This is a genomic window from Candidatus Pelagibacter sp. HIMB1505 (assembly GCF_052047915.1).
Taxonomy (GTDB): domain Bacteria; phylum Pseudomonadota; class Alphaproteobacteria; order Pelagibacterales; family Pelagibacteraceae; genus Pelagibacter; species Pelagibacter communis_A.
On record NZ_JBNAIR010000001.1, the window covers coordinates 1,171,973 to 1,182,647 of the forward strand.

The 10,675-nt window shown below is 27.5% G+C and carries 11 protein-coding genes and 1 pseudogene; 2 read left to right on the top strand and 10 right to left on the bottom strand.

Annotated elements, in window-relative coordinates; genetic code table 11:
* Positions 1 to 64: 64 nt before the first annotated feature.
* Genes ACTTAU_RS06255 through ACTTAU_RS06290 form a run of 8 tightly spaced genes read right to left on the bottom strand, consistent with a single transcriptional unit; the run spans position 65 to position 6,231 of the window.
* Entirely contained in the window at positions 65 to 400 is a 336-nt protein-coding gene (locus tag ACTTAU_RS06255) for a HesB/IscA family protein (RefSeq protein WP_438304055.1), read from the bottom strand.
* On the bottom strand, positions 400 to 696 hold the full coding sequence (locus tag ACTTAU_RS06260) for an iron-sulfur cluster assembly protein (RefSeq protein WP_438304058.1): 297 nt from the start codon (positions 694 to 696) through the stop codon (positions 400 to 402). Before ACTTAU_RS06260 ends, ACTTAU_RS06255 begins: the two co-directional genes overlap by 1 nt.
* 5 nt (positions 697 to 701) lie before the next feature.
* The gene (sufU, locus tag ACTTAU_RS06265; RefSeq protein WP_438304060.1) at positions 702 to 1,172 is read right to left on the bottom strand and encodes a Fe-S cluster assembly sulfur transfer protein SufU; all 471 of its coding nucleotides are present in this window, start codon (positions 1,170 to 1,172) and stop codon (positions 702 to 704) included.
* Positions 1,172 to 2,389 carry an aminotransferase class V-fold PLP-dependent enzyme gene (locus tag ACTTAU_RS06270; RefSeq protein WP_438304063.1) on the bottom strand — a complete coding sequence of 406 codons (1,218 nt, stop codon included), beginning with the start codon at positions 2,387 to 2,389 and terminating at the stop codon, positions 1,172 to 1,174. Before ACTTAU_RS06270 ends, sufU begins: the two co-directional genes overlap by 1 nt.
* Positions 2,379 to 3,626, bottom strand: coding sequence for a Fe-S cluster assembly protein SufD (sufD, locus tag ACTTAU_RS06275; protein ID WP_438304065.1), 1,248 nt, complete (start codon positions 3,624 to 3,626; stop codon positions 2,379 to 2,381). The genes ACTTAU_RS06270 and sufD overlap by 11 nt, the downstream gene beginning before the upstream one ends.
* Positions 3,626 to 4,360 (bottom strand): Fe-S cluster assembly ATPase SufC, encoded by a 735-nt coding sequence (sufC, locus tag ACTTAU_RS06280; RefSeq protein ID WP_438304067.1) that lies wholly within the window; start codon positions 4,358 to 4,360, stop codon positions 3,626 to 3,628. Before sufC ends, sufD begins: the two co-directional genes overlap by 1 nt.
* A 1-nt stretch (position 4,361) precedes the next feature.
* Entirely contained in the window at positions 4,362 to 5,804 is a 1,443-nt protein-coding gene (sufB, locus tag ACTTAU_RS06285; protein WP_438304069.1) for a Fe-S cluster assembly protein SufB, read from the bottom strand.
* Positions 5,794 to 6,231 (bottom strand): RrF2 family transcriptional regulator, encoded by a 438-nt coding sequence (locus tag ACTTAU_RS06290; RefSeq protein WP_438304071.1) that lies wholly within the window; start codon positions 6,229 to 6,231, stop codon positions 5,794 to 5,796. The genes sufB and ACTTAU_RS06290 overlap by 11 nt, the downstream gene beginning before the upstream one ends.
* A gap of 145 nt (positions 6,232 to 6,376) precedes the next feature.
* Here ACTTAU_RS06290 and ACTTAU_RS06295 point away from each other — a divergent pair, with 145 nt between their 5' ends.
* On the top strand, positions 6,377 to 7,021 hold the full coding sequence (locus tag ACTTAU_RS06295; protein ID WP_438306226.1) for an alpha/beta hydrolase: 645 nt from the start codon (positions 6,377 to 6,379) through the stop codon (positions 7,019 to 7,021).
* Here ACTTAU_RS06295 and ACTTAU_RS06300 read toward each other — a convergent pair.
* Positions 7,018 to 8,163 carry an anhydro-N-acetylmuramic acid kinase gene (locus tag ACTTAU_RS06300; RefSeq protein WP_438304073.1) on the bottom strand — a complete coding sequence of 382 codons (1,146 nt, stop codon included), beginning with the start codon at positions 8,161 to 8,163 and terminating at the stop codon, positions 7,018 to 7,020. The genes ACTTAU_RS06295 and ACTTAU_RS06300 overlap by 4 nt on opposite strands.
* A gap of 48 nt (positions 8,164 to 8,211) precedes the next feature.
* Between ACTTAU_RS06300 and tyrS the strand changes: the two genes are divergently transcribed.
* Positions 8,212 to 9,441: a tyrosine--tRNA ligase gene (gene tyrS, locus ACTTAU_RS06305; RefSeq protein ID WP_438304075.1), complete on the top strand. Its 1,230-nt coding sequence runs from the start codon at positions 8,212 to 8,214 to the stop codon at positions 9,439 to 9,441.
* On the opposite strand, the pseudogene ACTTAU_RS06310 reads toward tyrS, so the two are convergent.
* A pseudogene (locus ACTTAU_RS06310) lies at positions 9,438 to 10,675 on the bottom strand (hypothetical protein); the annotation flags it as partial. The gene tyrS and the pseudogene ACTTAU_RS06310 overlap by 4 nt on opposite strands.

Here is a 10,675-nt window from a genome sequence, read left to right on the forward strand (position 1 = left end):
GAATCATATATATTAGATATGCATATTATGCAATACTGATATGCGTGTTATGGGATGTTATGTCCTATCCTATTTTAAAGGACTCTCCACACCCACATCTCTCAGTTTCATTGGGATTATTGAATACAAATGATGAGGATAACTCATCTTTTTTGTAATCCATTTCAGTACCAAGTAAGTACATAATAGCAGCTGAATCGACGAAAACTTTTACGCCTTTATCCTCAATTATCTCATCGCCTGGATTTGCTTTTTTAGTGTATTCCATCACATAAGACATCCCGGCACAACCACCTGACTTAACTGAAACTCGAACCCCTAGGGCATCTTTTTCTGCTTGAGACATAATTTCCTTAATACGTTGTGCCGCATTATCACTGAGTTTAATTATTGGGTTCATTATAAATTCAACTCCAATTTTGCAGCTTCAGACATCATATCTTTATTCCATGGAGGGTCCCAAACTAATTGTAAATCTACATCCTCTATTTCTTCAACTTGCATTGCACCATCCTTAACTTCTTTTGGTAAACTTTCTGCAACTGGACAATTTGGAGTAGTTAATGTCATTTTAATTTTTGCTTTTTTATCTTCAACTTGAATATCGTAAATTAAACCCAGCTCATAAATGTTTACTGGTAGTTCTGGGTCATAAATTTTTTTAATTTCTTCAATTATTTTTTCTTTTGCACTCATAATGTTTAATTTGTTTTTTCAGTATTAACTTCTGTATTCTTTCCATCAATTGCTGTCACTAATGTGTGCCAAGATAAAGTTGCACACTTAACTCTCATTGGATATTGTTTTACTCCAGATAAACACATAAGCTTTGTTTTTTCATCTTCTTTTAAAAGATTCGTTTTTAAATCTGGATTTTCTTTGATCATTGATAGAAAGTCCTCAACAATTTCTTTAACTTCTTTTTCAGCTTTACCTTTGACAAGGTCAGTCATTATCGATGCAGAGGCCATAGATATCGCACATCCACTACCTTCAAAAGAAATATCATGGACTTTTTTATTTTCATCTAATTTTAAATAAACATGGACATTATCGCCACACAATGGATTGTTACCTTTTGCGTCCTTATTAAAGTTTTCTGTTTTTCTTAAATTTCTAGGATTTTTCCCATGTTCTAAAATAATCTCTTGATATAGTTCTTTTAAATTCATTATAGATCAAAAATTTTTTTACACTTATTAATAGACTCATTTAATTGGTCTAAATCATCTTTAGTATTATAAATTCCGACAGATGCTCTAGCACTAGCAGGAATTCCCAATTTATCATGAAGAATTTGACAACAGTGGTGTCCTGCTCTTATTGCTACGCCATCTTCATCTAAAATTGTTGCGATATCATGTGGATGCACTCCTTCAATAGTAAATGATAATACACCACCTTTATTTTTTGGATTCCCAATTAATTTAACAGAATTATTTTTTTTTAAAATTTCCTGTCCATATTCAATTAATTCTTTTTCATGTTGGATCACATTTTCTATTCCAACCTTTTCTAAAAATTTTATAGACTGATCAAATGCTATAACTTGAGCAGTTGCCATTGTTCCAGCTTCATATTTATTTGGTAAATCACCATAAGAAATACGATCTTTTTTTACCTCTCTAATCATTCCGCCACCACCCTGGTAAGGAGGTAATTCATCTAGCCATTTTTTTTTACCATAAAGAATACCAAGGCCTGTAGGTCCATACATTTTGTGACATGAAATAGCATAAAAATCACAATCTAAATCTTGAACATCAATTTTTAAATGTGGTGCTCCTTGACACCCGTCAACAACAACAATTATTCCCTTAGAATGAGCTAATTGAGTTATTTCTTTAATTGGTAAAATCGCTCCAGTTACATTTGATAAATGATTAACAGCAATAATTTTTGTTTTTGCAGTAATTAATTTTTCAATATTCTCAATAGGAACTTCACCAAATTCATTTATTTCAGCAAAGTTAATCTTTATATTTTTAGATTTTCTTAAAAAATGCCAAGGCACATAGTTAGAATGGTGTTCCAATTCTGTGATAATTACTTCATCACCTTCTTCTAAATATTTTTGTCCTAGAGTATTTGCAACTAAATTAAGGGCTTCTGTTGCACCTTTTGTAAAAACAATTTCGTTTTTATCTTTAGCATTAATATATTTTTGAACAGATGTTCTTGTATTTTCATACAAATTTGTTGCTGCAACAGCTAAATAATGAACACTTCTCCCAACGTTAGAAAATTGCTTTGTATAAAACTCATTTATTCTATCAATAACCACTTTTGGTTTTTGTGATGAATTTGCACTATCTAAATAAACAAGATCATTATTTTGAATCTTTTCATCAAAAATTGGAAACTCTTTTTTAATTTGATCAATTTTCATCTTTAATTCCAGTTATTCTTTTTATTAATTCTTTAATCTGAGATACAGATATTTTTTCTATTACTTCTTGTAAAAAACCATTTATAAGTAGTTGTCTTGATTGATGATACGATAATCCCCTCGACATAAGATAAAAAATTGCATCTTCATCAATATTTCCTGAGGTTGAGCCATGTGAGCATTTTACATCATCAGCATAAATTTCCAATTCAGGTTTAGCATTAAATTCACTTTCATCACTAAGCAACAGTGCTCTACTTAATTGATAACCATCTGTTTTTTGAGCTTTCTGATCAACGAAAATTTTTCCTTGATATACTCCCTTAGATTTTTCATTAAGTGCATTCTTGATTAGTTGATAACTTCGACAATTTTCTTCATTGTGATTAATAGTAGTCTTAATTTCATGTTGATTGTCTTTACCTAGATTTAAAATACCATTTATAACTGCTGATCCATATTGTTGATTTAATGAGCAATTAATGTCATGTTTTTTAAATTTAGACCCACTAGAATAAATAAAGTATTCTAAATGACTATTTTTATTTAAATCAATTTCATCAAAATTATATTCAATAATATTTTTTTTATCTTTGTTAATATTAAAAACTTTAAGTACAGCATTATCCTTTATGGTCATGCTACAGAAGCTATTAAAAAAATTAATATGCTTAGGTGTGTTTGATAAATTTATAACCTCTAATGAACTATCTTCTCCAAGGATTAATTCTATATTCGAATTGATAATAGAAGATTTACTTTTATCTGAAATATTGCTGTAAATAATCAGTGGTTTATTAGCTTTATAACCGCTTAAAACCTCAATTTTAAGTCTCTTTTTAATAAATGCATGGTTTAAGTTAACTAAACTATTTTCATTTATTTGCTCATCATAATATTTTTCATTAGAAATTTTGATTTTTTCTATATCTTCAAATTGAAAGTTACTTTTAAAAAAAACACCATCTAATAAAAAAATTTGATTATGCTCAAACTCTTTTATAATTTTAAAATATTCTTCGTTGGCATCAATTAAGTCTTGTTGAAAATTGAAATTTTTAAATTCTGATTTTAATATCTGATTAAAATCTAGAAATTTCCAATCTTCTAATCTTTTATTTGGAAATCCATTCTTTAAAAAATTACCAAAATTTAATTTTTTTATTTCTAATTCTTTTGAAGAAAGATTATTATCTTTAACAGATTTTTCAAAGTTTAATTGTAGTTCATCGAGCATTATTCAAAATCCTCATAACCTTTTTTTTCTAAATCCATTGCTAACTCAGGCCCACCTGATTTTATAATTTGACCATTTTTAAGTACATGTACGAAATCTGGTTTTATATAATCAAGTAATCTTTGATAGTGAGTTATAATTAAAAAAGAGTTGTCTTTTGTTCTTAATGAATTTACTCCTTCTGAAACTATTCTTAACGCATCAATATCTAATCCTGAATCTGTTTCATCTAAGATAGATAATTTCGGATTTAAAATTGACATTTGAAGTATTTCATTTTTCTTTTTTTCACCACCAGAAAAACCTACATTCAATTGTCTGCTTAATATTTTTTCATCAAATTTTAATTCTTTAGATTTTTCTTTAATCAGTTTTAAAAATTCTAAGGCATCAAGCTCTTTTTCTCCTCTTGCTTTTTTTATGGCGTTTAATGATGTTTTTAAAAATGTATTAGTATTTACTCCTGGAATTTCCAATGGATACTGAAATGCCAAAAATATTCCTTTATGGGCTCTCTCTTCTGTTTCTAGTTCTAATAGATCTTCTTTATTGAAATTAACTTTACCTTCAATTTCATATCCTTTTTTTCCAGATAAAATATTTGATAGTGTACTTTTGCCTGAACCATTAGGGCCCATTATCGCATGAACTTCTCCAGGATTAATTTCTAAATTTAAACCTTTTAGAATTTTTTTATTATCAATTTTTGCTTTTAAATTTTGAATTGATAACATCTTAACCAACGCTTCCTTCTAAACTTATCCCAACAAGTTTTTGTGCTTCCACTGCAAATTCCATCGGCAATTGCTGAAGAACTTCTTTACAAAAACCATTTACAATTAAACTTACTGCTTCTTCTTGGCTTAATCCTCTTTGATTACAATAATAGAGTTGTTCATCGCTAATTTTTGATGTTGTTGCTTCATGCTCTATATTTGATTTTATATTTTTGTTTTTAATATAGGGAATAGTATGAGCTCCACATTTATTTCCCATCAGTAGAGAGTCACACTGCGTAAAATTCCTTGAATTATCTGCTTTTGAAGAGATGTCTACGAGCCCTCTGTACATCATATCAGATTTTCCTGCTGAAATTCCTTTAGATATAATTTTACTTTTTGTATTTTTACCAAGATGAATCATCTTTGTTCCAGTATCTGCTTTTTGATGATTGTTAGTAATGGCAATAGAATAAAATTCACCTGTTGAGTTATCACCTTTTAATATACAGCTTGGGTATTTCCATGTGATTGCAGATCCTGTTTCTACTTGTGTCCAAGAAATTTTAGAATTTTTCCCCTTACACAATCCTCTTTTTGTAACAAAATTATATATACCACCTTTGCCATTTTCATCGCCTGGGTACCAATTTTGAACTGTTGAATATTTTATCTCAGCATCATCAAGTGCAATTAATTCAACATTGGCTGCATGAAGTTGATTTTCATCTCTCATTGGAGCAGTACAACCTTCTAGATAACTAACATAGCTACCTTTATCCGCTATGATAAGAGTTCTTTCAAATTGACCTGTTTCAGATGCATTAATTCTAAAATAAGTTGATAGTTCCATGGGGCATCTGACACCTTCAGGAATATAAACAAAAGATCCATCCGTAAAAACTGCTGAATTTAATGTAGCAAAAAAATGATCTGTTGTTGGAATTACTGAACCAAGGTATTTTTTAACGAGTTTTGGGTGCTTTTGAATTGCTTCTGACATCGAGCAAAAAATTATTCCTTGTTTTGTTAACTCTTCTTTAAATGTTGTTGCAACTGAAACAGAGTCGAATACTGCGTCAACAGCTATTCCATTTATTCTTGCTTGTTCTTGAAGAGGAATACCAAGTTTTTTATATGTTTCTAAAAGTTTTGGATCAAGTTCATCTAAACTTTTTGGTTTGTCATTCATGCTTTTTGGTGCTGAATAATAATATAAATCTTGATAATCAATTTTTGGATATTTAGGTTTTTGCCAATTTGGCTCTTTTAAAACTTTAAATCTTTCAAATGCATTTAGTCTAAATTTTAACATCCACTCTGGCTCTTTTTTAATGTTGGAAATAAATCTTATGACATCTTCATTTAGACCCTTGGGTGCTCTTGTATTTTCAATATCTGTAGAAAATCCATATTTATAATCTTTAAGCTTTTCTATATCTTTTTCTCTAGTGTCCATAATGAATTCTTTCTTGTGTTTTTTTAGTGATTAAATCTTCTAAACTTTTTTCTTCAAAAAATTTATTGATATGATTTTCTAATTCATCCCAAAGATTATGAGTTAAACATTTGGTTGCTTTTCCATTACATCCTTTTTTAGATTCTTTTTTACACTGAACAGTCTTTACTTTTTCATCTACTGCATCAAAAATATTAGTAAGTTTGATTTCATTCGGTTGTCTATTCAAAACATATCCACCTTGTGTCCCTCTAATACTTTGAACAATTTCCTTTTTTTTTAATTTTGAGAAAATTTGTTCAAGAAAATCTATTGATATGCCTTGTCTTAGAGATATATCTCTCAGAGAAACTGGATTATCACGGTTAAATCTAGCCAAATCTACTAGGGCGGTGACAGCGTATCTTCCTTTTGAAGTTAATTTCATAAAATATATTGATTTACGAGGGTATATAGATACTTGACTAAAATAGTCAAGTTTAGGTCATTCAAAAAAGTACTAACATTTTGACGCGCAGATATGCTAAATAAACGTCTTTTTAATCAAAAATTTAAATAATATGGACAATAAAATTTTAGAAATATTTATACCTGGACCAGCTGGAAGATTAGAAGCAAAATATTTTAAGAGTAAAAAAAATACCTCTCCAGTTGCTTTGGTTCTTCAGCCACACCCACAATATGGTGGAACAATGAATAATAAAATTGTTGTGGAAACATTCAAAACATTCATGGAAAACGATTTTTCAGTTTGTAGAGTGAATTTTAGAGGTGTTGGTAAAAGTGATGGAGAATTTGATAATGGCCAAGGAGAATTAGCTGATGCTGCAGCAGCTTTAGATTGGCTTGAAAGAGAAAATTTTGACAACTCTCAATGTTGGGTTTCTGGTTTTTCATTTGGATCCCTAATAGCTATGCAATTACTTATGCGTAGACCTGAGATCAATAGATTTATTGCAATTTCTCCTCAACCAAATGCTTATGACTTTTCTTTTCTTTCACCATGTCCCACTTCAGGGATGATGATTTACGGTAAAAAAGATGAATTAGTTCCTCTCGAATATATAACAGAGCTAGATAAAAGATTAAGTGCTCAAAAAGGAATTAAAGTTGAATTTCAATCTGTTCCTGATGCAAATCATTTTTTCTCAAAAAGTGAAGATCAATTAGTTAAGCATTTAGATAAATATATAAAAAAAGAAACTGCTCTTTATTAAAAATTTTTTATAATCTCACCACCTAATGATGGATTTTTACATCTAGTTGTTGTTGGAAAAGTAATTGCTAAATTTAAAATTCTTTTTACCGCAAGATATCCAAATGCTTGAGACTCTATAAAATCACCATCAAATTGATAAACATCAATATCTTTAATAACTAATTTTTTATCACCAAAATATTTATAAATATTTTCAACAAGTTTTTTATTTTTTCTACCTCCACCACATATAATAAAATTTTTAACCTCAATATTATTAATTTGATTAATTTTTTTTAATCCTTCTGAAATTAAATAAGCGGTAAATTCATTTAAAGTTGAACATCCATCTTCAAGATTTAAACCTTTCGCAAACGAAATATCAAAATCATTTATATCCATTGAATCTTTTATCGAAGATATTTGAAAATTATCTATAGATTGATTTAGAATTAATTCATTTACTTTTCCAGATGATGCAAGAAATCCATTTTCATCAAATTTTTTATTGCTATTTTTCCTTACCCATTCATCAATCAAGCAATTACCAGGGGCGACATCATACGCAAAAATTTCTTTTTGAATCTCTTCATTACCTAAAATAGTAGAAACATTAGTAATTCCACCAATATTAATAATGTTTAAAGGATAAGTTAATTTTTTTTTCTTATTTATTTGCTTTGAAATTAAATAATGAAATATTGGAGTTAAAGGAGCTCCTTGCCCAGAATTATCTATATCTTGTTTCCTGAAATTATTAACAACTGTACAATTTGTTAGTTGAGATAAAAGATTACCATCTCCCAACTGTTTAGAAATTTTTTCTTTAACATTGTGGTAAACTGTTTGTCCATGGAAACCTATTAACTCAGGTTTTGGGCCATTTTTTTTGACAAATTTATTTATAATTTTAGCATTAAAAATTGTGAATTTCTTTTCAATTTCACTTATGGATACAATGTTTTCATCTAAATCTTTAAGCTCATTAATTTTTTTTCTAAGAGATATTAAATCTTTATACAATTCATTATTAAATTCATAAAATTCATTAGATATTTGCTCAAAGTAATCATATCCATCTGTTTTAATTAAAGATACATCAGCTCCATCCATCGAAGTTCCACTCATTAAGCCTAGAACAGTAAATATTTTTTTTTTCATATTTAATTTTTTTTTAAAAATTTTTGTATATTGTAGAACTATAAGCTTATGAATAAATTTTTAAAAGAATTTAAAGATAGAGGTTTTTTCTATCAATGCACCAATGAAAAAGAATTATCTGATTTACTAAATCAAAAAAAAATAAAAGCTTATATTGGCTTTGATTGTACAGCTGAAAGTTTACATGTTGGTAGTTTGCTTCAGATAATGTGCCTACGACTTTTACAAAAGCATGGTCATCAACCAATTGTTTTGTTAGGTGGTGGCACTACTAGAATTGGTGATCCTTCAGGAAAAGATAAGACTAGAAAAATTTTAGATGAAAATGAAATTGAAAAAAATACAAAAAATATAGAAAATATTTTAAAAAATTATTTATCCTCTGGTGATAAAAATACAAAACCAATTTTTGTAAATAATTATTCTTGGCTAAAAGATTTAAACTATATTTCTTTTTTAAGAAATATTGGAAAACATTTTACAATCAATAAAATGTTAACTTTTGATAGTGTAAAAACTCGATTAGATAGAGAGCAATCATTAAGTTATATGGAATTTAACTATATGATTTTACAAGCATATGATTTCTTAGAGCTCAACCAAAAAGAAAATTGCATCTTGCAAATCGGTGGCTCTGATCAATGGGGAAACATTGTTAATGGAGTTGATTTAATAAAAAGATTTTCAAATAATCAAGCTTATGGACTAACAACTCCACTAATTACATTAGCCTCAGGTGCTAAAATGGGCAAAACAGAAAATGGTGCTGTATGGCTAGACAAAAAATTTTTATCACCATACGACTATTGGCAATTTTGGAGAAATACTGACGATAGGGATGTAAAAAAATTTTTAAATATTTTTACAGATTTAACAATTGAAGAAATTAATAATTTCAAAGATAAAGATATTAACGAACTTAAAATTTTATTAGCTAATAAAACTACTGAAATGCTTCATGGAGAGAATGAAGCTCGAAATTCTGAAAAAATAGCCAAAGAAACATTTTCTGAAAACTCATCAGGTTCAAATCTACCGTCTGTAAAAATTAAAAAAGATCAATTGAACGAAAATTTTAATATATTAGATCTTGTAATTTTTTCTAAATTAGAAAAGTCAAAAAGTGAAGTCCGAAGACTTATAAAAAATAATGGTGTCAAAATTAACAATGAGATCATTATTGATGAAAAAAAAATTATTTCTATAGAGTTATTTAATGATAATTTTTTAAAATTATCATTAGGAAAAAAAAGACATATAAAAATTGAACTAAACTAATTTTTTTTAATTTTTTCTAATGTTCTTGTTATAAATCTTGGCGTAAGTGTTTTTATTGGGTTCACTGTTGTTTCTAAATTTTTAGGTGGTCCTTTAACTTTAAAACTTACCCCAAAAACACCTTCACCAACTTTTTTACCAACTAATATATTACCAATCAATGGTATAGACCCTATAGCTTTGTTGATAGTAGTTGCTGGAACTAAAGTTCCTCTCAAGCTAATTAAGCTATCTTTTTCAACATATCCTTCCATTAAAATAGAAATAGCAGGACCAATTGCATAAATTTCATCAATTGTCATAAGATTTCCTTTATTAGAAAAGTTCATTTCAAATTCATTAAAACGAATTCCTTCACCTGACAATAGATCAGCAATTCCCTGCAAAGATGCTAAAGTTAAAATTTTTGTTAATGCGGGTAATTCTTTTAATTTAAAGTCATAAATCTTTAGTGTCGATTTTGATTCATTGTCTTTTTTAGTTGAATAAAAATCTAGCTTTCCTTCACTAAAACCTTTTATGAATTTATATCTATCTACCAAAGGTTTGGCTTCATCTGAGAATAATGTTGTTATTTTTTCACCACTATTTTCTCTTATGGTAAACGTTATTTTTTGATTATTAGAAAAATTTGAATCTAAGTTTAATTTTGTTATTTTGTTATTATTAAAAGCAATTTCACCTTTTAAATTATTGATTGCATTATTTGGATCCAATAAAATTTTTTTAATATCAATCTTTAATTTAAAATTTTTACTAAAAAATTGTTTTTTATCATTATCATTCGATTTTAATAAATTAGTTAGTAATTTATCAGCATTAAAACTTTTTCCAGTAATTAAGTATTCATTATTATTCTTTTTGAGCTCTAACTCGTTTTTATGATTTGATTTGTCTTGAAAATTAAATTGAATATTGTTTACTTCTTCAATCTCATATTTATCTGATAGCTTTAAATTTTTAATAGATATAACATTCTTATTTTCTGATAAAATAATTCTATCAAATTTTAATCTATTTTTTATTAGTTCACCTTTTATTTGTAAGTTTAAATTATTTTCAATATTTTTTTCAAAATTTATTAAATCAACAACCAATGGATTTTTCTTAATATCTAAATTTAAATCATAAAAATAATCATCTTTAATATTAGTAATTTTATATTTAACAAAATCAGCATTATTTTGAATAAAAACTTCACCAGATCCAACAATCTTAATTATATTGTTATTGT